We start from the raw sequence: 23946 nt of genomic DNA, 5'->3' as shown, positions 1-23946 counted from the left end.
GTCAGTGCTGCAACCGGATGGAGAAACTTGACAGGCGTTCGTATGGGCTGCCGGATGGGCTGTCGGTCTGCTTGCGACAGATAGGCAGGGAAACGACGTCAGGCACGCTTGCCGCGATCACGAAGCCGTCACCCGCGCAGCCAAGGGCTTGGCATCCGCTTTGTGACGGCCAAGCCGGGTGGCGCCATGCGGCGACAGCACCGGCACGAAGACGCGGCGCGATGCGCGCTGCGCCACCGGCACGCCTTGATAGAGCCGCTTCTGCGCCTCGACCACGATGACCCCGGAAAAGATCGGCCACAGCCGCCGGCCGGCGCGCTCCAGTACATTGTGGAAGCGCATCATGAAACGGCGCCGCGATGGCGGAAAGAACAGCGCATCGGACCAAGCGGCGGGCGTGAAATTGGCCTCGCGCAGCAGTTCCGTAAGCTGGCCGCGCGAAAAGGGCCGGCCGTTGCCGAATGGGGTGTGCTCGAAGCGCGCCCAGACACCGCGCCGGTTGGGCACGACGATGACCACCCGGCCGGCCGGCGACAGCACGCGCCAGATCTCGTTCAGCGTCTCACGCGGGTTCTCGACATGTTCGAGCGAATGGACGAGCAGCATGCGGTCGATGCAGGAATCGACCAGCGGCAGTTCCTCGTCGAAGACCAGTGCCGTCGCCGTCGGCCCCGTCGCCGGCCACACCACCGCGCCTTGCGTTGCCGGCATGAAGGCGAAGACCCGCTCGGCGTCGCTGCCGAACCGCTCCAGCCACGGCAAGGTGTAGCCCAGACCAACCAGCCGCTCGTTGGGAACGGCCGCCCATATCGACGACAACGCCATGGTGATCGAACGCTCGGCGAACCGGCCGAGCGTTGTCGAATAGAACGAGCGAAGATCGACGATGTCGGAATGCATGGCAGGGATGTAGCCGTGATGTCGCCAGGTTTCAACAAAAGGCCGCGACGACCCGACATTCCGGGAATGTCATTCGACATCCGGGATGACATCGACCCGCAAGCGCCCTATGTCTGCGGCCATAACGGAGAGATGTGATGCCGGTCGAAATCGAACAGTTCATGTGCCGCAGCGACAATTTCGGCGTGCTGGTGCATGACCCCAAAAGCGGCCAGACCGCGATCATCGATGCGCCCGAGGAAGCGCCAATATTGGCCGCGATAAAGCGCACCGGCTGGACGCCGACGATGATCCTGACCACACATCACCACATGGATCACGTTGAGGCCAATCTGACGCTGAAGGAGCGCTTCAAGCTGCGCATCGTCGGCCCGGAGGCCGAAAAGGCCAAGATCCCCGGCATAGACGAGACCGTCGAAGACGGCTCGGTTCTCCATCTTGGCGATGAAAGGATCGAAGTCATCGCCACCCCCGGCCACACTGCCGGCCACGTTTCCTATTATTTGCCGGCCTCGAGCGTGGCGTTCACCGCCGACACGCTGTTTGCGCTGGGTTGTGGGCGGCTGTTCGAATGCAAGCCGCCGGTAATGTATGATTCGCTGAAGAAGCTGGCTGCACTTCCAGCTGAAACGGCCATCTATTGCGGCCACGAATACACGCTCTCCAACGCCCGTTTCGCGCTGACCGTCGACCCGTCCAATTCAGCATTGAAGGAACGCGCCGCCAGGATCGAAAAGCTGCGCGCCGAGAACAAGCCGACGCTGCCGACGACGATCGGCGAGGAACTGTCGACCAATCCCTTCCTGCGCTGGCACGATCCGGCGATCCGCAAGCATCTTGGGCTGGAGAAGGCTTCCGACGCCGAGGTCTTTGCCGAAATCCGCAAGCGCAAGGACAACTTCTAGAGCCCGTGATATCGTCGACGCCATGACCAGCTCCGCCGAAATCATCGCGACGCTCGGGCTGAAGCCGCATCCGGAAGGCGGCTGGTATGCCGAGACCTTTCGCGATGGCACTGGCGGCGCGCGCGGCCATTCGACCGCCATTTATTTCCTGCTTGAGGAGCATCAGGTTTCGGCCTGGCACCGGGTCAAGGACGCCGCCGAGGTCTGGCATTTCCATGCCGGCGCCCCGCTGGCACTGGCAATGTGGGAAGAAGGCAGCACCGTTGTGGAGCAGGTGCTTGGAATCGATCTCGCAGCCGGTGAGCGGCCGCAGATCGTCGTGCCGGCGGGCCGGTGGCAATCGGCGCGCAGCCTCGGCGAATGGACGCTGGTCGGCTGCACCGTCGCGCCGGGCTTCGAGTTTGCCGCCTTCGAACTGGCAGCACCCGGCTGGCAGCCGAAACAACCGTAGCTCAATAAGAGCCCGGATATAGCAGGGACCCAAGCGTGATCGCGAGTTGGGCGGCGTAGTACAGCGCCCAGACGGCGAAGCGCACCCAGGCGCGGTGCGGCGAGATGGCGGCCACCAGGAATTTCTCCGTGGCGAGCAGCCCGTCGGATGCCATGAACAGCAGCGCGCCGCCGATCACGGAGACGTTGCTGGTGGTCAGCGCCGAGATACCCATTGCCAGGATCGCAGCGACATAGACGGCGATCGGGATACGCAGGCCGGGACCGACGCGCCGCCACAGCGCCGCCAGCATGACGGCCGCAAACACCGCCATGGCGAGCGCGATCGCTCCGCGCCACGACTCGGCGCCAAGCACCCCCAACCCGCCACCGCTGCGCAGGAACAGCGCGACATAGACGATGTGGGCGACAAGAAAACTGGCCAGCCCGCCGAGGAAGGCCTTTTCACCGTCGCGCGACAGGAATGCGTCGCCAACGGCGCTGAGGGCGAGCGCGGCGGCCAGCAGCAGTGGGCCGCCCTGCAGCCCGGCCAGCACGGCAAGCATCGCCACGGCGAGCGTCTTTGCCGCCGAGCGGGCGAGCGTTGGTGGCATGCCAAGCGTAAAGGCGTAGATCACCGCCGCCGCCAGCGAAAAGATCAGTGTCGCATTGGCATTTGCGTCGATGCCGCCGGCAAACGGCATCGTCATGCCCCGGCTCCGCTTTGGGATGCCCTGGCTCCGCTCTCAGCCGCCGGTTTGCGCAGAAACAGCGACTTCGCTGCAAGTGCGGCCCCGCCGGTGATGAGCACGCAGGCGGCGAGGATGCGCAGCGACGGCTCGGCGACGCCGGCCGCGATCAGCACCAGCGTCGACAACAGCGGTGCGGCGTAGCTTGCAGCACCCAGCACCTGGATATTGCCGCGCTTGACGCCGATGTCCCAGGCATAGAAAGCAGCACCCACCGGCATCAGGCCAAGGCCGAGCACGGCCAGCCACTGGCCGGGACCGTCAGGCAGAATCGTCTGTTCCAGCGCTAGGTGGCAGGCGAGCGACAGCACGGCGGTCGCTGCGCAGAACCAGGTGACGATGCTGGTCGGCACCGACGGGAAGCGCCGCGACAACAGTGAATAGGACGACCACAGCACGGCGCAGACGGCAGCCATGGCATAGCCGAAGGCATAGCGGGCGTCGAAGGCCAGCCCCCCGCCCTTGGTGACGATCAGCACGGTGCCGGCAAGGCCGAGCAGCGCGCCGACGACATGGTTCCAGGCCAGTTTTTCGCCCGGCATCAGCGCCGAGCCGAGCACGATCAGCAAAGGCCATAGATAGGCGATCAGGCTCGCCTCCACAGCCGGCGCATTGCGCAGCGCTGTGAAATAGAAGAAGTGGTAGCCGAACAGCCCGGCAATGCCGATCAGCCACACCTGCGGCGGTATCCTCTGGCTCTTGTCGGGTGCCGGCATGAACAGCCGCGCGACCAGCCCGACACCGGTGCCGATCGAGAAGGTGATCGCCGACAAGAGGAACGGCGGCACCTGGCCCGAGGCATCGGTGAGCAGTGCGAGCAGCGCCCACATGGCGACCGCCGAAAAGCCGATCAGTGTTGCGCGCCCCATTCTGTCTCCAGTGGCGCGCCAATTCTGCGCCTGGCTATTGTACCGCTTCGAAACGTCCGGCGCTGATGGTCAAGGTGCCGATCTGCGTGCCCACCGTGGCATGGATCGGCGCATATACGCCGGTTTGGCCGAGCGGTGCAAACGTCACCATCATGCGGCTTTTGTTCTTGAGATAGTTGAGCGCCTTGCGGCCCTTGCGATAGCCAGCCACCGGCTCGAAGCCCATCCGGCAGGTAACCGTGTCGCCCTTGTAGCCCGGCACCGAGATCGTGCCCTTCGAAGCGTAGGTCAGCGTCAGATCGGCGCGCATCTCGCCGTCGTAGAACTTTACCGTGCGGCCGCAGACCTGGTCGAGGCTGTCGGCATGGATGACGGTGGCAGCCATCGGATCGAGCACCGATGCCAGGTCGCTGGCACCGAGCGGCACCCAACTCTTGGGGTCGCGCTTGCCCGGCGCCGGGACGACCTGCGTCGAGGTGACCCTGCCATTGGCAAAGCGGATGTCGACCACCGATGCCTTCTTGCCGGAGGTGTAATCGGCGCGGAATGCCTGCGGCACCATCCTCTTGCCCGCAATCGTGCCTTTGGACGAGATCGTGCCACGCGTGTCGTCGAACAGTTTTGCCAACCCTGCCGCGCTGACGCTGCCTTCGATCGCGTAGGCGCCGTTCTCATAACGGCTGGAAAACGTTGATTTCGCTATGGAAAGTCCAAGGAACGACACCGTATACTCGCCCTTGAACGACTGCGGCGAGGCAGCAGACGCGGCGGACGGCAAGGCTGCGGCAAGCATGGCGGCAAAGGCATGTGACGAACGAAGCATGGCGGGATCGGGTCCTTGATTTTCGGCCGGAGGCGGGCAACTCCGGTCTGGCATGTCCCTATGAGACCGCTTATAGGATGAATTCCGGCCTTAATATGAAAATGCCGGGCGCGCCGTGGGCAATGCAGGAGCTTGACGCCTCGGCGAAATGCAACTATGGAACGCCAACTTTTTCCATAAGGCCGCCTGACCAGAACCGCGCGCCACCCGGCGTGGGCTTGAGTGTTTGGCAGACCCCGAGAACTGAAGGTTAGAACAATGTCCCGCACCTGCGAACTCACTGCCAAGGCAGTCATGTCCGGCAACAATGTGAGCCACGCCAACAACAAGACCAAGCGTCGCTTCCTGCCGAACCTCGTCAATGTGACGCTGATTTCGGAAGCGCTGAACCAGAATGTGCGCCTGCGCATTTCGGCCAACGCACTGCGTTCGGTCGAACATCGCGGCGGTCTCGACGCCTTCCTGGCCAAGGCCGACGTCAAGGAATTGTCGCAGCGCGCCCGTCTGCTGAAGAAGCAGATCGCCAAGAAGACCGCCGAGCAGGCTGCCGCTTAAACAGTTCAAAGGCGGGGGACGACCGCCCTGGCCAACATCTTGTTGGCCTTGGGGCATCGGATCGAAGCCGCAAGGTTTTGGCAATCCGGTGCCCACATACGAAGGCGAGCATCGCCCGCATGGGCATGATGCTTGGCTGGTTCCATTACCCAGGATAAAAAAATGACTTCCTTCTCGCGGTATTTGCCTTTCGTGGCCGCCATGGCGCTTGTCGTCGTGGCATCGAACATTCTCGTGCAATTCCCGATGCAGGGCCAGATCGGGGGCCTCTCGCTGGCCGACCTTCTGACTTGGGGGGCCTTCACCTATCCCTTCTCGTTTCTGGTCACCGACCTCGCCAACCGCCGCTACGGACCCACTGTGGCGCGCCGGATCGTCCTTGTCGGCTTCATGACGGCGGTGATCTGCTCGATCCTTGTCCCGCCCTTCCTGTTCCGTCACGGCCTGATCGAATTCGAGACCGCCGCCGACCGGCTGGTGCGTATCGCGGCCGCGTCCGGAGCGGCGTTCCTTTCCGCGCAACTGCTCGACGTCACCGTGTTCAACCGGCTGCGCCGGCAGAGCTGGTGGCGGGCGCCGATCATCGGCACGCTGGTCGGGTCGGTGTTCGACACCGCCGTGTTCTTCACCGTCGCTTTCTCGGCTGCCTTTGCCTTCGCCGGACCAAACGACGGCTTTGCGTTGGAAAACGCACCCTTGATGGGCGTCTTCCATGTCGAGGCGATGCGCTGGATCTCCTGGGCGCTTGGTGATCTCTCGGTGAAGCTGATCATCGCCGTCGTCGCACTCATCCCCTACCGGCTGCTCGCCGCCCGCTGGAGCCAGCCCGCGGTTGCGGCTTAAACCATGATCCCGAAAAGTGGGACCCAGTTTTCGGAAAAGATCATGGTCGGACAAAGATCATGATCCCGTGGATCCAGCTCGATTCAGCGAAGACCCCAGACGGCGGACAAGAACTTCGCCTCAAGCGGCGCGGCACCGAATTCTCGATCATGCTGGGCACCAACGAGCTCATGAACAGCCGCCTCAGCGGTTCCGAGGAAGCGCTGGCAAAACTGTCCTGCGGGCGGATTGCCGGCCATAGCCAGCCAACAATCCTGATCGGTGGGCTTGGCATGGGTTTTACCTTGCGCGCCGCGCTTGCAGAATTGGCCAATGATGCCGGAATCGTCATCGCTGAACTGGTGCCGGCCGTTGTCGCCTGGGCGCACGGTCCGATGGCCGAAATCTTTGGCGGCTGTCTCGACGATCCGCGCGTCACCATCCAGGAGACCGATGTCGGGCAGCTGATACGCTCGCAGCCCGCGGCCTGGGACGCCATCCTGCTCGATGTCGACAACGGCCCGGAAGGCATCGTCCACAAATCCAACGACGCGCTCTACAGCCTGCAGGGCCTCGCAGCCGCACGCAGCGCCCTCAAGTCGGGCGGCGTGCTGGCGGTGTGGTCGCAAGGCCCCGACATCGGCTTCACGCGGCGGCTGAAGCAGGCAGGCTTCGGGGTCGAAGAGGTCAGTACGCGCGCCAACGGCAAGCGCGGCGCGCGCCATATCATCTGGATCGCCACCAAGACGTAAAGCCGGCGGGCTCAATCCTGGTGCAGGATGAATTCCAGATAGAGGTTGCGCTGCAGGATCGAGTGGTTGTCGTCGGAGATCAGCGACACCATCAGCGCGCCGTCGTCGCGGGTCCAGACGTCGAGCCCTTCCATATTGTCGATCTGGTAGCCCATGTCGGCCTCCAGCAGCACCGGCCCGTCGGCGACCGCGCCCTTCTCGACGCTTTCGCCATAGATGCGCCGCAGCCGCATCTTGACGCCCCTCGCCATCGAGAAACTGCGCTCCAGAAGCAGCAGATCGCCATCCGGCAGGAAGGCGCCGTCGGTGATGTCGAAATCGCCGTTGCGCTTGACAGTAAAGACGCCCTTGTGCGGCCCCTCGATGATGGCGGCATAGATGTTGCCGGCCTTGTCGAGGCTCTTTTCGGAGACCACGACCAGGCCGCCCTCATGCTGACCGTTGGCATTGGCGTGGGTGACGGTCTCGAAGCCGCGATTCTGGCGCAGCTCCTGGGCCGGAACGACGAAATCCAGCGGCTTGAACGGCGCCTTCATGTCGTTGGGGTCGATCTTGAACTGGGCGACGCGGTGGCTGCGCTCGAAGCCGACGGTGGCAATGCCGTCCTTGACCGCGAGGCCTTCCGCATCGACCTCCCATTTCCTGTCGATCGGCCGGCCGGTCTCGTCGACCATCTGCTGCATGCGGAAATTCTGGATGCCGGAGGGCCGCTTTTCCGCGTCGCGGACCACCGTGCCGAAGAACCAGAAGCCGGTGTCGGCAACGCCGATGAAGTCACTCCCGGCCTTCAGGAAGCGGAAGGCCGACAGCGCGCCGAAATCGCGTGTCGGCGAGGTCATCTCCAGCCCGCCGACGAATTCGAAAGGGCCGAATTGCTTGTCGGCACGGCCAATGTGAAATTCGGTGATCGGGCGGGCCGAGATTTCGACCGGTTCGACAGAACCAGAGTCGGGCGAACCGGCTGCCGCCGAAGCCATACCGGAAAGCAGGGCGATGGCGGCGAAAAGCGTCTGCTGAAAGCCGCCGCGCCTGGAGATCATCCGGCGCGCCGCATACCACCACCGCGCCGCGTATCCTTCGCGCTTTCCTCGGCAAACAGCGAAGCCAGCTGCTCGGTCATGGCGCCAGCCAGCTCCTCGGCATCGACGATGGTGACGGCGCGGCGGTAGTAGCGCGTGACATCGTGGCCGATGCCGATGGCCAAGAGTTCCACCGGCGAACGCGTCTCGATCAGCTCGATGACGGCGCGCAGATGGCGTTCGAGATAATTGCCCGGATTGACCGACAGCGTCGAATCGTCGACCGGCGCGCCGTCCGAGATCATCATCAGGATCTTGCGCTGCTCGGGCCGGGCGATCAGCCGGTTATGCGCCCACAGCAGCGCCTCGCCGTCGATATTTTCCTTGAGCAGGCCTTCGCGCATCATCAGGCCGAGATTGCGCCGTGCCCGCCGCCACGGATGGTCGGCCGATTTGTAGATGATGTGGCGCAGATCGTTGAGCCGGCCAGGATTCGGCGGCTTGCCGTCCTTCAGCCATTTCTCGCGCGCCTGCCCGCCCTTCCACGCCCGCGTGGTGAAGCCGAGGATCTCGACCGAGACGCCGCAGCGCTCCAGCGTGCGCGCCAATATGTCGGCGCAGGTGGCGGCGACCGTGATCGGCCGGCCGCGCATCGAGCCGGAATTGTCGAGCACCAGCGTCACCACCGTGTCGCGGAACTTGGTGTCGCGCTCCTGCTTGAACGACAGCGGCTGCATCGGATCGATGACGACCCGCACCAGCCGTGCCGGGTCGAGATAGCCCTCTTCCAGGTCGAAGTCCCAGGAGCGGTTCTGCTGCGCCATCAGCCGGCGCTGCAGGCGGTTGGCCAGCCGCCCGACGACGCCGGACAGGTTGGCGAGCTGCTTGTCGAGGAAGGCGCGCAGCCGGTCGAGCTCTTCTTCTTCGCACAGCTCCTCGGCGCCGACCGTCTCGTCGAAAGCGGTGGTGAAGACCTTGTAGTCGATCTCTTTCGGCAGATTGGTGAAGGGATTGTCGTTGCGGCGCGCTTCGCCGGGTGTTTCGGCATCGGCGTCGTCATCGTCGGACAAATCGTCGGCGGTGGCGTCGGAGGCTTCCGTCTCGGCCGACTGCTCGTCATCGGCCGAAGCTTCGGCATCCTCGGACTGCGACTGTTCGGAGCCGGAATCCTCTTCGCCGCCCTCCTCGCTCTGCTCCTCGCCTTGCGGCTGGTTGTCATCATTGTCCTCGGAATCTTCCGTCTCCTGGTCGTCGCCGAGTTCCTCGGCCATTTCCATGGAGGCCAGCATCTCGCGCACGACCCGGGCGAACGCCTGCTGGTCGCCGAGCTTGGCCGACAATCCGTCGAGGTCGGCCTTGGCCTTCTCCTCGACCCAGGGGCGCCAAAGTTCGACCAGCCGCTCGCCACTTTTCGGGACCGGACGGCCGGTCAGCTTCTCGCGCACCATCAGGGCAAGAGCTTCCTCGATCGGCGCGTCGGCCTTGTCCTTGATGTCGACGAGGTTGGCCTTGGCGTATTTGTCCTCCAGCATCGAGCCGATATTGTCGGCGACGCCCTGCATGGCGCGTGAGCCTATCGCCTCGACGCGAGCCTGCTCGACCGCGTCATAGATGGCGCGGGCCGCCTTGCCTTCCGGCGCCAGCTTGGTGTGGATGCGCACATCATGGCAGGCGCGCTTCAGCGCCATGGAATCGCCGAGGCCGCGGGTGATCGCGATATCGGTCTTCGATGCCTTCTTGGGCAGCTCCGGCAAGCGCGCGCGGCTGCCGGCGAGCGCCGGCCGGTCCTTGGCGAAACCGACTTCCAGTTCCTTGTCGCCGGCAATGGCGCGCATGCAGACGGTGACGGCACGCTTGAAGCTGTCGGCTTCAGAGCCCGTCTTCGACTTGTTGCGCGTGTTGTCGCCCGGACCCGCCATCATCTATCTCTATTGTACCGCTGGCCGCTGGCCAAGCTGAGTGCGCAGGAGGCCGATAATCTCTTCGACCGAGATCGTAAAATAGCCGCCTTTCCCACTGTCATATGCCTGTCTCCAATGACTGTATCCGTGGTCAAACCCGTCGGGAATTGGACGAACACCCTCAAGTTCAACCAGACTTTCTCTCAGTACGTCAGCCGCTACAGGGAGGTGAGGGATTGTTTGCAGCTGCTTTCCGTCATTAGATATCGGCGCGTCAGAGACTGAGATCGATACGATCGGCTGACTTTCGCCTTCCAGATAATCGACAGCGCCTATGATCACACGCGAGGATACTGGTGTCGCGCCGTGATACGCCCAAGTCTGCCCAGGTTTGAGTGGTTGGTTCTGGGCCATGGCTGCCTGACTGAAACCAAAGCAGAGGAATACAAGACTCCATAGGAACGTCCGGTGGGTCGTTCCCATGGAGCGGTCTTAGCCCAGGACCACGTTGGCGGCGCTCTCGGGCAGATCCTCGCCGAAGGCGCGCTGGTAGAACTCGGCCACCACCGAGCGCTCCAGTTCGTCGCACTTGTTGAGGAAGGTCAGCCGGAACGCCATGCCGATATTGCCGAATATCTCGGCATTCTCTGCCCAGGTGATCACCGTGCGCGGGCTCATCACGGTCGACAGATCGCCGTTGATGAAGGCCGAGCGCGTCATGTCGGCGACGCGCACCATCTTGTTGACGATGTCCTTGCCCTTGCCGTCGCGATAGTGCTTGGCCTTGGCCAGCACGATGGCGACTTCATTGTCGTGCGGCAAATAATTCAGCGTGGTAACGATCGACCAGCGGTCCATCTGGGCCTGGTTGATCTGCTGGGTGCCGTGATAGAGGCCGGTGGTGTCGCCCAGGCCGACCGTGTTGGCGGTCGAGAACAACCGGAAGGCCGGATGCGGGCGGATAACCCGGCTCTGGTCGAGCAGCGTCAGCCGGCCTGACGATTCCAGCACGCGCTGGATGACGAACATCACATCCGGACGGCCGGCATCATACTCGTCGAAGCACAGCGCGACATTGTGCTGGTAGGCCCAGGGCAGGATGCCGTCGCGGAATTCGGTGATCTGCAAGCCGTCCTTGACCACGATCGCGTCCTTGCCGACGAGATCGATACGGCTGACATGGCTGTCGAGGTTGACGCGCACGCAGGGCCAGTTGAGGCGGGCGGCGACCTGTTCGATATGGGTCGACTTGCCGGTACCGTGATAGCCCGACACCATGACGCGGCGGTTGTAGGCAAAGCCCGCAAGGATCGCCATCGTCGTGTTCTTGTCGAACAGATAGTCCGGGTCGATGTCGGGCACATGCTCCGATGTCACCGAATAGGCCGGCACCACCATCTTGGATTCGAAGCCGAATTTCTCCTTCACCGACACCGTCGTGTCGGGCAGGTTGGCGATGTCGCGATCGACCTTGTTCATATCTCTCAACGTCTCCACGGGCGAAACGTCTGATTTCGCCGGCAATCGATTTTGTCCGGGGGCGGTCTTAAAGCCTTTTCCAACCTTATGAAAGTTGGAAAACGACACGAACCGTATGGTCGCTCAGCACAGGCCCGCCTGTTTGAGCACGCGATAGGCTTGCAGCACATCGCGGAACCGGTCTTCCGAACCTCTGTCGCCACCATTCGCATCCGGATGGTGTAGTTTCACCAGTTCCTTATAGCGCGCCTTGATCTCCTTGCCAGTCGCCTTTGTATCAAGACCAAGCGTTTCCAGCGCCTTGGCCTCAAGCGGCTTGGCCTTGCGCTCGCGCGCCTCGCGCGGATCCTTGGGTCCCTTGAACAGGTCGAACGGGTCGCGCATGCGGTTATAGTAGCCGGCGCGGCCGGAACGCATCTGGGCCATATCGGGCGACGACCGGGTCGAGGCCCCGTTGGCGCCCATCTTCCAGGTCGGCCGGTGCCCGGTCATGGCTTCCTTCTGGAAGCGCGCGACCTCGGTGTCCGGCACGCCGGAAAAGTAGTTGAAGCCCTTGTTGTACTCGCGCACATGATCGAAGCAGAAGTGGAAATACTCACCCTCCTTCATGCGTCCGACCGGCGCACGATGGGTGCCCGCTTCCTTGCAGCCGTCCCACTGGCAGATCGGCGAGTGCGACTTCAGCTCCGCGTCCTTGTCGGGGCGGACGCGAATCTTCTCGAAATATTTGGGGTACGGCTTCATCTTACCCATTTATGGGGCGTTCGCAGATGCGAAACAAGAATTGACATTTTCGCGATCATCGCCCTAACCGCTGAATCGCGGCATAAAGCAGGCGAATGGCGGATTTTGTTGCGCGGCGGTGGCCCCTCGCGAAACCGATTTTCGGTTTCCAGGCCGAGACGCCAACGATATGTGGTGAAGGGAGATGGCGATGTCCATACAGGCGACCATGGAAGACAAGCTCAACAAGGCATTTTCGCCGGACAGGCTGGTTATCATCAACGAGAGCCATCTCCATGCCGGCCACCACCATCACGGCTCCGACCATCACGGCACTTACGACGGCACCGGCGAGACGCATTTTCGCGTCCGCGTCGTCGCTTCCGCCTTTGCCGGCATGAGCCGCATCGACCGTCACCGCGCCGTCAACGAACTGCTTGCCGACGAACTGAAGGCCGGCGTGCACGCGCTGGCGATCGAACCCGCGGCTCCCGGCGAAAAGACCCGCTGGTAGGTCGCTTCCCCGCGCTCAGAGCACCGCTTCGATGAGGAACGGCCCGCGCCGTGACAGCGCACTGTCCAGCAACGTGTCGAAGCGCTCGCACGTATCGGCGCGAGCCGCCTCCACGCCCATGCCTTTGGCCAGCGACACCCAGTCTAGCGAGGGATGGTCGAGGTCGAGCATGCGCCTGGCGTTCTCGCCGATGGCGCCGACGCCGACATTCTTCATCTCGCCATGCAGGATCGCATAGGTTCGGTTGGAAAACACGATCGTCACCACGTCGAGCTTTTCCCGCGCCTGCGTCCACAGTCCCTGCACCGTGTACATGCCGCTGCCGTCGGCTTCGAGATTGACCACCTTGCGGTCGGGACAGGCGATTGCCGCCCCGGTCGCCATCGGGATGCCGCCACCGATCGATCCGCCCGTGCCCATCATGTAGTCGTGCGGCGCGGCAAAGGCCGACAGCGCGAAGAAACGCCTGGCCGAGGTGACCGCTTCATCGCAGACGATCGCATCGGCCGGCAGTTTGCGCGCCACCGAAAGTGCGACGGCATCTTCCGTCAGCTTGCCGTTCGGCGTTGCCTCGTCGGGAAAAGCGGCCGCCAGCACCTTGTGTTGCGACGGCTTGATGCCAAGTTCGTCGCGAAGCGCCTCCAGCGCCGCATGCAGATCGTCGCCATGGGCGGCCAATGTCAGCACCTCGCAGCCTTCCCGGACAAGCCGTCCCGGTTTTCCCGGATAGGCGAAGAAGGCAACCGGCTCCTTTGCGCCGACCAGGATCAGAACATCGACGTCGCTCAGCACAGCCATCGCCGCATCGACCGGATAGGGGATGCGGGTCGGCGCGACACGCCCGCGCCCGCGTTGCATCCGTGCGATCAGAACCTCGCCGAACAGCCGGACGTCGCTGCCCGCCGAGATCTGCCCGGCGATGGCAAGCGCATCGGCGCGCGCGGCCTTTCCGCGAACGATCATGCCGGCCCGCCCCGGAGCGGCACGGATCGCCGCGGCGATCTTGCGTACCGCGTCCATATCGACGGCCGGCGTCGGCGCCAACGTCACCTTGCCGGGCAAAACGGCGTCGACTTCGCCCCAGGCGGCATCCGCCGGCAGGATCAGGGTCGCGACGCCGGGTGGTGTCAGCGAGGCGCGAAAGGCCGCTTCAGCTGCCGGCACGACATCGGCCGGACCCTTGACGCGGCCGACCCAGTTGGACATCGGCGCCGCAAGGCTCTCGATATCGCTGGTGAGTGGGGCATCGAGCGGCAGATGGTAAGAGGCGTGGTCGCCGACGATGTTGATCATCGGGCTGAAGGCACGCCGGGCATTGTGCATGTTGGCCAGCCCATTGGCCAGGCCGGGACCGGTATGCAGCAGCGTCGCGGCCGGCCGATCGGTCATCCGCGCATAGCCATCGGCGGCACCCGTCACCACGCCTTCGAACAGCCCGAGCACGCAACGCATGTTCGGCTTGCGGTCAAGCGCTGCAACGAAGTGCATTTCGGAGGTGCCGGGATTGGCGAAGCAGACCGTCACATCATTGGCCAGAAGCACGTCACACAGGACATCGGCGCCGTTCATGCAATTCCCTCCCGCTCAAGATCGCAGAGCAGTTGCACCCGCGAGCACCTGCAGCAATGTCTTGCCGCTACTTTTGATCTAATCCGGTGCCGTAAAGATCAGCCAACCGTCGATTTCAGGAATGCCAGCGCGGCCGCGGTCAGCGCGTCGCCGTCCGCGCCGAAATCGCGATTGATCGACATATGCGTATAGGCGCTGCCGTCGAACAGCGTAACCTTGGTGCCCGTCGCGCGCAGGCGCTCGGCAAAGGCCTTGGAGTCCTCGCTCCGGCCCGATGCCCGCGAATAGGCGATGAAAGTCGGCGGGTGCTTGCGGCCGTCGACATAGCTGGCCGGCGAAAGTGCCGCCCATTGCGCGGGATCGGAAAAGACGCGGGCATAGGCCCGGACCATACCGCCATTCTTGGCAAGTGCTGCAAGATCATAGGCCCTGGTGTCATCGAGGATGAGCGCGGCTATGCCCGGCAATCCGCCGCGCATGCCGGTCAGCGCAACCAGATGGCAGCCGGCCGAATGGCCCATGCCGACGATGCGGTTGGGATCGCCGCCATGCCGGGCGATGTTGGCTCTGATGTAGGCGTAGGCCTTTTCGACGTCACCGGCCTGGGTGGCGACATCGGCCTGCGGCAGCATGCGGTAATCGATGGAGACGAAGCAGAAGCCGTTGGCGAGCAGGAAGGCCGGTTTGGCGTCCACCTGACTGCGTTTGCCAAACTGCCAGGTGCCGCCATGAACGAAAAACACGACCGGCAGGCCGGTTGCACCATCGGGCGCGTAGATGTCGAGCTTGGCCGGCCCGTAGTCGAAGGTTTCTGGCGTGGGCCGGCGTGTTTTCCACGCGGCCGACGCTTCCAACGGCAGCATCGCCGCCATGGAGGCCATGATCAGGCTTCGTCGATCGATCATCATTGTCTCCTGGCAAGGCAAGACTGCACGCGGCCGCCCCAGCCGTCCAGTCAGGGGTTCGCAACACACCCGCTACCCGCGCTGAATACGGCGCCGCAACGAGCGCTTTGGTCTCGCGGAGTAGCCTCAATCCTTAAGATCGCGGCCACCTCTTCACATGAAGGGAACAAACGGTGCCCCCCGGCAGTTGAATGCGTGGTGAGCCGAATGGAAGCCACAGCGGCTCCGAGGGCAAAAGCATCATGCGAGAGAACCAGTCTGACGTCTTCGATCTCTTTTCGGAAATTTACACCAACGCGGCGCAGGAAGAGATCAGCATCCAGCAATATCTCCTTGCCTGCCGCGAGGACAAGTCGATGTATGCCTCGGCGCCTGAACGGATGGTCGAGGCGATCGGCGAGCCGAACCTGGTCGACACCAGCAAGGATGAGCGGCTCGGCCGTATTTTCTCCAACCGGACCCTGAAAGTGTACCCCTCCTTCGCCGATTTCTACGGCATGGAGGATACAATCGAGCGCATCGCCGGCTATTTTCGCTATGCGTCCCAGGGGCTCGAGGAGCGCAAGCAAATCCTCTATTTGCTCGGCCCGGTGGGCGGCGGCAAATCCTCCCTTGCCGAGCGGCTGAAGAAGTTGATGGAACAGCGTCCGATCTACACGCTGAAGGTCGGCAACCAGGTCAGCCCGGTTTTCGAATCGCCGCTTGGCCTTTTCCATCCCGATCGCATGGGCGACCTGCTGGAGGATAAATACGGCATTGCCCGGCGCCGCTTGAACGGGCTCATTTCGCCATGGGCGGCCAAGCGGCTCGACGAACTTTCCGGCGACATTTCCAAGTTCAGCGTCGTCAAGCTGATGCCGTCGCGACTGCGCCAGATCGGCATCGCCAAGACCGAGCCCGGCGACGAGAACAATCAGGACGTTTCGGCCCTGGTCGGCAAGGTCGACATCCGGCAATTGGAAAACTTCAGCCAATCCGATCCGGACGCCTATTCCTATAGTGGCGGACTGAACCGGACCACCCAGGGCCTGCTTGAATTCGTCGAAATGTTCAAGGCGCCTATCAAGGTCCTGCATCCGCTGCTGACCGCCACCCAGGAAGGCAGCTACAACGGCACCGAAAATTTCGGCGCCTTTCCCTACCAGGGGATCATCGTGGCCCATTCCAACGAGTCGGAATGGCTGCAGTTCAAGAACAACAAGAACAATGAGGCTTTTCTCGATCGCATCCTCGTCGTCAAGGTGCCGTATTGCCTGCGGATAACCGAAGAGCGGCAGATCTACGAGAAACTGCTGCGGGAGAGCGAATTGGCCGCCAGTCCCTGCGCTCCAGAGGTGCTGGACATCCTCAGCCGGTTTACCGTCTCGACCCGCTTGGCCGAGCACGACAATTCGCCGCTCTACACCAAGATGCGCGCCTATGATGGCGAGAACCTCAAGGAAGTCGACCCCAAGGCAAAGTCGGTTCAGGAATATCGGGACGCCGCCGGCGTCGATGAGGGCATGGCAGGCGTCAGCACGCGCTTTGCCTTCAAGATCCTGTCGCAGACCTTCAACTACGACACCGAAGAGGTGGCCGCCGACCCCGTGCATCTCATGTACATCCTGGAGGAGGCAATCAAGCGCGAACAGTTTCCGAAGGAGACGGAAGCCGCCTATCTGGAGTTCATCAAGTCCGAGCTGGCCGCGCGGTATGCCGAATTCATCGGCCATGAGATCCAGAAAGCCTATCTGGAATCCTACAGCGAGTACGGCCAGAACCTTTTCGACCGCTACATCGCCTATGCCGACGCTTGGATCGAAGACCAGGACTACAAGGATCCCGACACAGGCCAGATCCTCAACCGCGAGGTTTTGGACAACGAGCTTTCACAGGTCGAAAAACCGGCCGGCATCGCCAATCCCAAGGACTTCCGCAATGAGGTGGTGAAATTCACCCTGCGCGCCCGTGCAAGAAACCATGGCCGCAACCCGGCGTGGACAAGTTACGAAAAGCTGCGGGAAGTCATCGAAAAACGCATGTTCGGCCAGGTCGAGGACCTCCTGCCGGTGATCAGTTTCGGCTCCAAGCAGGACAGTGTCACGGAAAAGCGGCACAATGAATTCGTGCAGCGGATGGTCGAGCGCGGCTACACCGAGCGGCAGGTGCGTCGCCTTGTGGACTGGTACATGCGGGTGAACAGGGCGGGTTAGAGAACCCGGATGGTTCCATGCCGATCTTCATCGACCGCCGCCTGAACCCGAAAGACAAAAGCCTCGGCAATCGCCAGCGCTTCCTGCGACGCGCGCGCGAGGAATTGAAACGCAGCATACGCGATCAGATCCGCACCGGCAGGATCGCCGACGCGGATTCCGAGCATGCCGTGCGCATGCCCGAAAGAGGCACAAGCGAGCCGAGTTTCAACAACGCCCGCGACAGCGGCAGGCGCCAGCACATCTTGCCGGGCAACAGGCATTTCTCCGCTGGAGACCTGATCCCCAAGCCCGGCGGGGGTGGCGGGGGAGCATCGTCGCCGGGAAACAAGGCATCTGAAGACGACTTTCGTTTCGTGCTGTCGCGCGAGGAAGTGCTCGATCTTTTCTTCGAGGATCTCGAGCTCCCGGACATGGTCAAGCTCAACCTCAAGGAGATCCTTGCCTTCAAGCCGCGCAGAGCCGGCTTCGCCGCCACAGGTTCGCCGACCAACATCAATGTTGGCCGCACGATGCGCAACAGCCACGGCCGCCGCATTGCGCTGAGGCGCCCCAAGCAGGTCGAACTGGATGCGATCCTCGAGGAAATCGCCTCGCTCGAGTCGACGCCATCCAGCGCCGACGCGCGCCAGCGTATTGCGGCATTGCGCGAAGAACTCGACCGGCTGGAACGCCGCCGCCGCCGGATTGCCTATGTCGATCCGGTCGACATCCGCTTCAACCGCTTCGATTCCCGGCCGGTGCCGAACGCCAATGCCGTCATGTTCTGTCTTATGGACGTGTCCGGGTCCATGGGCGAGCGCGAGAAGGATCTGGCCAAGCGCTTCTTCGTCTTGCTGCACCTGTTCTTGAAACGGCGCTACGACCGCATCGAGATTGTCTTCATCCGCCACACGCACCTGGCTCAGGAGGTCGACGAGGAAACATTTTTCTACAACACCCAAAGCGGCGGCACCGTCGTTTCCACCGCGCTGGAGGAAATGCACCGTATTATCACCAGCCGCTACCCGGCCCATGACTGGAACATCTATGCCGCCCAGGCCTCGGACGGCGACAATTTCGCCGGCGATTCGGAGCGATGCATTTCGCTGCTCAATGGCGAGCTCATGCGGCTGTGCCAGTATTTTGCGTATGTCGAGATCATCGACGAGCGTGAAGCTCATATTTTCGGCTCGACAGAAAACGGGACATCGCTGTGGCGTGCCTACAACTCCATCGACCAGAAATGGCCGAACTTCCAGATGAGCCGCATCGCCACACCCGCCGATATCTATCCGGTTTTTCGCCAGCTCTTCGGCAGGCAACCGGCCGCCCTCAAGAGGGCATGAGGGTTCCCGATGGCCAGACAAGCGAGCAAATCCAGCCTGCTTTTTTCAGGGTCCGACTGGGATTTCAAAACATTGTCGCGGGCCTATGACGCTATCGAGGCACTTGCGGTCGAAGAGCTTCATCTGGACACCTATCCCGTTCAGATGGAGATCATCTCGTCGCAGCAGATGCTCGACGCCTATTCGTCCATCGGCATGCCATTGATGTACCGTCACTGGTCTTTCGGCAAACATTTCCTCCACCAGGATCTGCTCTATCGCAAGGGTGGGCGGGGGCTTGCCTATGAACTGGTCATCAATTCCAATCCCTGCATCGTCTATCTGATGGAGGAAAACACCATGGCCCTGCAGGCCCTGGTGACGGCCCACGCAGCGCTCGGGCACAATCATTTCTTCAAGAACAATCAGCTGTTCAAACAGTGGACGGATGCGGGTGCGATCCTCAGCTACCTGGACTTCGCCAAGGGCTACATAGTCCGCTGCGAGGAGCGGCACGGCCTCGCCGCCGTCGAGGCTGTTCTCGATTCCGCCCACGCGCTGATGGATCAGGGCGTGTTCCGCTATCACCGGCCGCCGAGGTTGTCGTCGGAACGGCAACGCGAAGGAATTCGCGAGCGTCTCGAATACGAGGAACGCTCCTACAACGACTTGTGGCGTACGCTGCCGGCCTCGCAGCAAGCGGCCAACGACAAGGGCCAGGACCCAGAGTGGAAGAAATCGCTCAATCTGCCCGAGGAAAACCTGCTCTATTTCCTGGAAAAGAACAGCCCAGTCCTGGAGCCCTGGCAGCGCGAGATCATCAGGATCGTTCGTGTCATCGCGCAATATTTTTACCCGCAACGGCAGACACAGGTGATGAACGAAGGTTGTGCCACTTTCGTGCACTATACGCTGATGAACATGCTGTTCGACCGCGGCCAGATCAGCGAAGGCGCCATGCTCGAAATCCTGCGCAATCATTCCAACGTGGTCTTCCAGCCGGCCTTCGACGATCCGCGTTTTTCAGGCATCAACCCGTATGCTCTCGGCCTCGACATGATGCAGGACATTCAGCGCATCTCGACCAAACCCACGGCCGAGGACCGCGATTGGTTCCCCGACATGGCCGGCCAGGGCAACTGGCGCGAGGTCCTGCTGGACGCCTGGGCCGAGCATCGCGACGAATCCTTCATCCGCCAGTACCTCAGCCCGGCCTTGATCCGGAAATGGCGGTTTTTTGTGCTCGGCGACGCTGCCGACCAGCCGCATTGCCTGGTCGCGTCCATCCACGATGAGCGCGGCTACGCCAAGATACGCGCCGCGCTCGCCAACAGTTATGATCTCGGCGCGAACCGGCCGGACATTCAGGTGGTGGATGTCGATCTGCTCGGCGACCGCCATTTGCGGCTGCAGCACAAGGTCAATGACGGCATCCTTCTCGAGGATGCCAGCCGCGACGCCACGCTTCGTCACATCCGCAGGCTTTGGGGTTATGAAGTCAGCCTGGCGGCCATGGATGCCGAGACCGGCGCGACGATCCACGAACGCTCGACGAGCCAGATCGCGGGATGACGGCACCCGGTCTCCCGGCGCACATCAGGCGTCGCCGGCTGGCCTGATCCTCAGCCTTGCGATCCGGTTCTTGTCGCGTTTCATGACGATGAAGCGCTTGCCGTGGAACGTAAAAGCCTGCTTCTCCTCGGGGATCGATTGCGTCTCGTGGATGACGAGGCCGGCAATGGTGGTTGCCTCCTCATCCGGCAGGTTCCAGTCGAGAGCCCGGTTGAGGTCACGGATCGGCACCGTACCGTCGACGACCACGGAGCCGTCGGCCTCCTGCTTGACGCCCTGTATGTCGACATCGTGCTCGTCGGCGATCTCGCCGACGATCTCCTCGATAATGTCCTCCAGCGTCACCAGCCCTTCGACCTCGCCATATTCGTCGACGACGACGGCGAAATGCGCCTTGCGGCGAAGGAAGGCGTTGAGCTGTTCCTGCAAGGTCGTGGTGTCGGGCACGAACCAAGGTTTCGAAGCGATCTTCATGACGTCGATCCTGGAGAAATCGTTGCCGACTTCGTTCAAGGCGCGCAGCAGATCCTTTGCATGCAGCACGCCGACGATGTTGTCGAGCGAACCTTTCCACAGCGGCATGCGGGTGTGCGGGCTTTGCAAAATCTCGCGCACCACCGCTTCCGGCGCATTGTCGGCATTGACCGAGCGCATGTTGGTGCGGTGGACCATGATGTCGGAGACTTCGAGCTCGGCGAGATCGAACAGGCCGCCGACGCGGTCGCGATCCTCGCGCACCACCTGGCCGTCGCGGCGGAAATCGTCGACCGCGCCGCGCAATTCGTCCTGGCTGGAGCGCTGCGGCTCGATGCGTGAAAGCTCGTACCCGAACATGGCAAGCAGGCGCGTGCGCACGGTAACGAGCAGCACGATGAGGATGGCAAGGACGGCGACAACGATCCAGCCGGGCTCGTTCATCTCCGGTCGCTTTCCTTTGGGTGGTTCTCCCTCAGAAACGACAGCACTTCCGATGCCGGAACATCCTTGGCAATGAAAGCCTGGCCGATGCCGCGCGTCAGGATGAAGGTCAGCGCGCCGCGCGACACCTTCTTGTCCTGGGTAATGAAGGCAAGCAGCGCCTCGGCATCAGGCAATTCGCCCGGGATGTCGGCTATCCGCCAGGGCAGGCCGACGGCGCGCAGATGCGCCTCGACGCGCGCGGCATCGTCGGGGCTGGCCAGATTGAGCCGCGACGAGAACCGGTAGGCCAGCGCCATGCCGATGGCGACCCCTTCGCCATGGACGAGGCGGCTTCCGTCATATTGGGTGGCGGCTTCCAGCGCGTGGCCGAATGTGTGGCCGAGATTGAGCAGCGCGCGGTCGCCGGTCTCGAACTCGTCACGCGCAACCACGTCGGCCTTGGCGCGGCAGGCTTCGGCAATCGCCTGCGCCCTCTCCGGCCCGCCGGCAAAAACCTGGACCCAATTCTTTTCCAGCCAGGCGAAAAATTCCGGCCGGTCGATGAGCCCGTATTTGGCGAGCTCGGCATAGCCGGCGCGGAATTCCCGGATCGGCAGCGTGTCGAGCACCCCTGTGTCGGCCAACACCAGTTTCGGCTGATGGAAGACGCCGACAAGGTTCTTGCCGCGTGGGCTGTTGATGCCGGTCTTGCCGCCGACCGAGGAATCGACCTGCGCCAGCAGCGAGGTCGGAATCTGCACGAAATTCATGCCGCGCCGAACGATGCCGGCGGCAAAGCCGGCAAGGTCGCCGATAACGCCGCCGCCGAAGGCGATGACGATGTCGCCGCGCTCCAGTTTCGCAGCCAGCACACCGTCGACCACCTCTTCGAGATGGGCAAAACTCTTGGTCTTCTCGCCAGGCGGCAGGGTGATCACCGCGGTCTGGATGCCACCCGTTTCGAGGCTGGCCTTCAGCGCATCGAGATGCGCTGCCGCGACATTGGCGTCGGTGACGACCGCGGCGCGTGTGCCCGGCAGCCGGCGCGCAATCTCGGCACCCGCGCGGGCCAACAACCCCGAGCCGATCAGAATGTCGTAGGTCCGGTCGCCAAGGCCTACTTCGACGACAACGGGTGCCTCGATGCTCACTGTTCCACCTCGCCCGTCGCAGCCGCCTGATCAATGCCGAAATGCCGGCACAGCGCGTCCACCACCTCGGTAGCGATGACTTCCTTGCGGTCGTCGCGGGTCGGCACTGTGACGTCCGATGTCGCGTAGACCGGATAGCGCTCGCCCATCAGCCGCTCCAGCACGGCGCGCGGGTCGGCGCTTTTCAGGAGCGGCCGGTTCTGTTTCTTGGCGACGCGATCCATCAGAAGGTCGAGTTCGGCCTTCAGCCACACCGAGACGCCCTGCGCTGCAATCGCCTCGCGCGTCTGCGCATTCATGAAGGCGCCGCCGCCGGTCGACAGCACCTGCGGCCCGTTTTCCAGCACGCGCAGGATGACGCGCTGCTCCAGCGCCCTGAATTCGGTCTCGCCGTAGCGCTCGAACAGTTCCGGAACGGTCATGCGCGAGACGCTTTCGATCTCCTGGTCGCTGTCTATGAAGGGCAGCGCCAGCATCGTCGCCACCTTGCGGCCGATCGCCGTCTTGCCGGCGCCCATCAGTCCGACGAAGACGACGGAACGGCTGCCCAGCCTGCCGAGCAACGCGGCGTGGTTCTCGTCTGGAGGATTTGCTGGCAGCGCGTTCATCGGATGTTTCGAAGGCCCTCTTTGCCGGCGTATCGACATGAAAAGCCCGTTTGCGTCAAGCGTGGCAAGTGCCTTGAACCCGATATGGACCGGCAGGGTCTGCATCAGAAGTTGCTAACAGGCCCCAGCTTCTTCCTTGAATTGGCCGGATTGGCGTCCCATAAGGGGACAGGGTTTGGAAACGCAGAACAAGAAGACGGGCGAAAATTGATGCCGACACTGTTTCGCTTTGTCGTGGTAACGGCGATTCTGGCTGGCATTGCCTATGGTACGATGTTCGCACTGGTGATGTTCGTCGAGCCAAAGAAGGGGGAAATGAGCGTGCGCATCCCTCCGGAAAAGCTCAATCCCAAGAAAAGCTGAATGAACAGCGCGGCCCGCATCGAAGCCTTTCTGGAAATGATGAGCGCCGAGCGGGGCGCGGCCGAAAACACGCTTTCCTCCTACCGCCGCGACCTCGAGGACGCTTCCGGCGCGATCGATGGCGGGCTGGCCGGTGCCGCCGCCGCCGATATCCGCGCCTATCTCGACGACATTGCCGCCCGCGGCTTTGCCGCCACGTCGCAGGCGCGCAAACTGTCGGCGATCCGCCAGTTCTTCAAATTCCTCTACGCCGAAGGCCTGCGCGGCGATGACCCGACCGGCACGCTGGACAGCCCGAAAAAGGGCCGCCCGCTGCCCAAGACGATGAGCGAGGCCGACACCGGCCGGCTGATCGACCGTGCAGCAATTGAAGCCGGCGATGTCTCGTCGGGCGATGGGGACAGCCTGGCATCACTGCGCCTGCATGCGCTGGTCGAGGTGCTTTACGCCACCGGCCTGCGCGTTTCCGAGCTGGTCGGCTTGCCGGTGACGGTGGCGCAACGCGACGACCGCTTCTTCATGGTGCGCGGCAAGGGCGACAAGGAGCGCATGGTGCCGCTCTCCGCCAAGGCACGCGCGGCGATGAAGACCTGGCTTGCCGCCCGCGCCAAGGTGCCAGCCTTGGCCGACAGTCCGTTCCTGTTTCCGGCCGCCTCGGACAGCGGCTATCTCTCGCGCCAGGTCTTCGCGCGTGACCTGAAAGGGCTGGCGGCAAGGGCCGGCATTGCCTCGGCGAAGATCTCGCCGCACGTGCTGCGCCATGCTTTCGCCAGCCATCTCCTGCAGAACGGCGCCGATCTGCGGGCCGTGCAGCAATTGCTTGGCCATGCCGACATATCGACGACACAGATTTACACCCATGTGCTGGAAGAGCGGCTGGTGCGGCTGGTCAACGATCATCATCCGCTTGCCGACTAGGCCTCATATCGCTATGTGAGG

The 23946-nt window shown here is 62.9% G+C and carries 24 protein-coding genes; 11 read left to right on the top strand and 13 right to left on the bottom strand.

The features are described 5' to 3' along the window. Nucleotides 1-117 precede the first annotated feature (117 nt). A complete protein-coding gene (locus tag A9K65_RS07810) occupies nucleotides 118-900 on the bottom strand; it encodes a methyltransferase domain-containing protein (protein WP_013529379.1) in 783 nt (260 codons plus the stop codon). 137 nt (nucleotides 901-1037) lie between these two features. Here A9K65_RS07810 and gloB point away from each other — a divergent pair, with 137 nt between their 5' ends. Next, nucleotides 1038-1805, top strand: a complete 768-nt coding sequence (gloB, locus tag A9K65_RS07805) for a hydroxyacylglutathione hydrolase (RefSeq protein WP_027162918.1) — start codon at nucleotides 1038-1040, stop codon at nucleotides 1803-1805. A gap of 22 nt (nucleotides 1806-1827) precedes the next feature. Beyond that, nucleotides 1828-2256, top strand: coding sequence for a cupin domain-containing protein (locus tag A9K65_RS07800; RefSeq protein WP_024503746.1), 429 nt, complete (start codon nucleotides 1828-1830; stop codon nucleotides 2254-2256). 1 nt (nucleotide 2257) lies between these two features. On the opposite strand, the gene A9K65_RS07795 is transcribed toward A9K65_RS07800, so the two are convergent. From A9K65_RS07795 to A9K65_RS07785, 3 genes are read right to left on the bottom strand one after another with little or no spacing between them, the layout of a single operon-like run. Further along, nucleotides 2258-2944: a lysoplasmalogenase gene (locus tag A9K65_RS07795; RefSeq protein WP_064993078.1), complete on the bottom strand. Its 687-nt coding sequence runs from the start codon at nucleotides 2942-2944 to the stop codon at nucleotides 2258-2260. Next, on the bottom strand, nucleotides 2941-3852 hold the full coding sequence (locus tag A9K65_RS07790; RefSeq protein ID WP_064993079.1) for an EamA family transporter: 912 nt from the start codon (nucleotides 3850-3852) through the stop codon (nucleotides 2941-2943). Before A9K65_RS07790 ends, A9K65_RS07795 begins: the two co-directional genes overlap by 4 nt. Before the next feature lie 34 nt (nucleotides 3853-3886). Beyond that, complete coding sequence (locus A9K65_RS07785; RefSeq protein WP_064993080.1) at nucleotides 3887-4675, bottom strand: DUF3108 domain-containing protein; 789 nt, start codon at nucleotides 4673-4675, stop codon at nucleotides 3887-3889. A 258-nt stretch (nucleotides 4676-4933) separates the two neighbouring features. On the opposite strand from A9K65_RS07785, the gene rpmB reads away from it, so the two are divergent. The 3 genes from rpmB (at nucleotide 4934) to A9K65_RS07770 (ending at nucleotide 6804) form a co-directional block, all read left to right on the top strand. Further along, complete coding sequence (gene rpmB / locus A9K65_RS07780; RefSeq protein WP_013529373.1) at nucleotides 4934-5230, top strand: 50S ribosomal protein L28; 297 nt, start codon at nucleotides 4934-4936, stop codon at nucleotides 5228-5230. A 162-nt stretch (nucleotides 5231-5392) separates the two neighbouring features. Then, a complete protein-coding gene (locus tag A9K65_RS07775; RefSeq protein ID WP_024503743.1) occupies nucleotides 5393-6073 on the top strand; it encodes a queuosine precursor transporter in 681 nt (226 codons plus the stop codon). Nucleotides 6074-6132: 59 nt separating this feature from the next. Continuing rightward, nucleotides 6133-6804: a hypothetical protein gene (locus tag A9K65_RS07770; RefSeq protein ID WP_064993081.1), complete on the top strand. Its 672-nt coding sequence runs from the start codon at nucleotides 6133-6135 to the stop codon at nucleotides 6802-6804. An 11-nt stretch (nucleotides 6805-6815) separates the two neighbouring features. Here A9K65_RS07770 and A9K65_RS07765 read toward each other — a convergent pair whose 3' ends face one another. The 4 genes from A9K65_RS07765 to A9K65_RS07745 all read right to left on the bottom strand — a co-directional run bounded on the left by A9K65_RS07765 (nucleotide 6816) and on the right by A9K65_RS07745 (nucleotide 11956). Beyond that, nucleotides 6816-7844 (bottom strand): esterase-like activity of phytase family protein, encoded by a 1029-nt coding sequence (locus tag A9K65_RS07765; protein ID WP_064993082.1) that lies wholly within the window; start codon nucleotides 7842-7844, stop codon nucleotides 6816-6818. After that, nucleotides 7841-9745 (bottom strand): cobaltochelatase subunit CobT, encoded by a 1905-nt coding sequence (cobT, locus tag A9K65_RS07760; RefSeq protein ID WP_174299058.1) that lies wholly within the window; start codon nucleotides 9743-9745, stop codon nucleotides 7841-7843. Before cobT ends, A9K65_RS07765 begins: the two co-directional genes overlap by 4 nt. Nucleotides 9746-10216: 471 nt before the next feature. After that, entirely contained in the window at nucleotides 10217-11203 is a 987-nt protein-coding gene (cobS, locus tag A9K65_RS07750) for a cobaltochelatase subunit CobS (protein ID WP_013529367.1), read from the bottom strand. Nucleotides 11204-11326: 123 nt separating this feature from the next. Then, nucleotides 11327-11956, bottom strand: coding sequence for a J domain-containing protein (locus A9K65_RS07745; RefSeq protein ID WP_013529366.1), 630 nt, complete (start codon nucleotides 11954-11956; stop codon nucleotides 11327-11329). A gap of 181 nt (nucleotides 11957-12137) precedes the next feature. Here A9K65_RS07745 and A9K65_RS07740 point away from each other — a divergent pair, with 181 nt between their 5' ends. Then, nucleotides 12138-12440 carry a BolA family transcriptional regulator gene (locus tag A9K65_RS07740; protein ID WP_013529365.1) on the top strand — a complete coding sequence of 101 codons (303 nt, stop codon included), beginning with the start codon at nucleotides 12138-12140 and terminating at the stop codon, nucleotides 12438-12440. Between the two features lie 15 nt (nucleotides 12441-12455). Here the strand turns inward: A9K65_RS07740 and A9K65_RS07735 are convergent, their stop codons facing one another. Both A9K65_RS07735 and A9K65_RS07730 read right to left on the bottom strand, forming a co-directional pair. Beyond that, the gene (locus tag A9K65_RS07735; protein WP_064993084.1) at nucleotides 12456-14009 is read right to left on the bottom strand and encodes an acetolactate synthase large subunit; all 1554 of its coding nucleotides are present in this window, start codon (nucleotides 14007-14009) and stop codon (nucleotides 12456-12458) included. A gap of 98 nt (nucleotides 14010-14107) precedes the next feature. Further along, nucleotides 14108-14914: an alpha/beta hydrolase gene (locus A9K65_RS07730; RefSeq protein WP_064993108.1), complete on the bottom strand. Its 807-nt coding sequence runs from the start codon at nucleotides 14912-14914 to the stop codon at nucleotides 14108-14110. Between the two features lie 242 nt (nucleotides 14915-15156). Here A9K65_RS07730 and A9K65_RS07725 point away from each other — a divergent pair, with 242 nt between their 5' ends. The 3 genes from A9K65_RS07725 to A9K65_RS07715 are packed head-to-tail and all read left to right on the top strand — an operon-like array spanning nucleotide 15157 to nucleotide 19985. After that, nucleotides 15157-17106: a PrkA family serine protein kinase gene (locus tag A9K65_RS07725; RefSeq protein WP_013529362.1), complete on the top strand. Its 1950-nt coding sequence runs from the start codon at nucleotides 15157-15159 to the stop codon at nucleotides 17104-17106. Between the two features lie 17 nt (nucleotides 17107-17123). Beyond that, nucleotides 17124-18434, top strand: coding sequence for a YeaH/YhbH family protein (locus A9K65_RS07720; RefSeq protein ID WP_024503738.1), 1311 nt, complete (start codon nucleotides 17124-17126; stop codon nucleotides 18432-18434). Nucleotides 18435-18443: 9 nt separating this feature from the next. Continuing rightward, a complete protein-coding gene (locus A9K65_RS07715) occupies nucleotides 18444-19985 on the top strand; it encodes a SpoVR family protein (RefSeq protein ID WP_013529360.1) in 1542 nt (513 codons plus the stop codon). 24 nt (nucleotides 19986-20009) lie between these two features. On the opposite strand, the gene A9K65_RS07710 is transcribed toward A9K65_RS07715, so the two are convergent. The 3 genes from A9K65_RS07710 to A9K65_RS07700 are packed head-to-tail and all read right to left on the bottom strand — an operon-like array spanning nucleotide 20010 to nucleotide 22644. After that, entirely contained in the window at nucleotides 20010-20903 is an 894-nt protein-coding gene (locus A9K65_RS07710) for an HlyC/CorC family transporter (protein ID WP_064993085.1), read from the bottom strand. After that, nucleotides 20900-22036 (bottom strand): 3-dehydroquinate synthase, encoded by a 1137-nt coding sequence (gene aroB, locus A9K65_RS07705; RefSeq protein ID WP_064993086.1) that lies wholly within the window; start codon nucleotides 22034-22036, stop codon nucleotides 20900-20902. Before aroB ends, A9K65_RS07710 begins: the two co-directional genes overlap by 4 nt. Beyond that, the gene (locus A9K65_RS07700) at nucleotides 22033-22644 is read right to left on the bottom strand and encodes a shikimate kinase (RefSeq protein ID WP_024503735.1); all 612 of its coding nucleotides are present in this window, start codon (nucleotides 22642-22644) and stop codon (nucleotides 22033-22035) included. The genes aroB and A9K65_RS07700 overlap by 4 nt, the downstream gene beginning before the upstream one ends. A 210-nt stretch (nucleotides 22645-22854) precedes the next feature. Between A9K65_RS07700 and A9K65_RS07695 the strand changes: the two genes are divergently transcribed. Together A9K65_RS07695 and A9K65_RS07690 are read left to right on the top strand one after the other, a co-directional pair. Beyond that, a complete protein-coding gene (locus A9K65_RS07695; protein WP_013529356.1) occupies nucleotides 22855-23007 on the top strand; it encodes a hypothetical protein in 153 nt (50 codons plus the stop codon). Next, nucleotides 23008-23925, top strand: coding sequence for a site-specific tyrosine recombinase XerD (locus A9K65_RS07690; RefSeq protein ID WP_063169115.1), 918 nt, complete (start codon nucleotides 23008-23010; stop codon nucleotides 23923-23925). The last annotated feature ends 21 nt before the right edge of the window (nucleotides 23926-23946 follow it).

The sequence above is a fragment of the Mesorhizobium sp. WSM1497 genome (genome assembly GCF_001672455.2).
GTDB classification, from domain to species: Bacteria; Pseudomonadota; Alphaproteobacteria; order Rhizobiales; family Rhizobiaceae; genus Mesorhizobium; species Mesorhizobium ciceri.
This window is presented reverse-complemented; position numbering and strand designations above follow the sequence as displayed.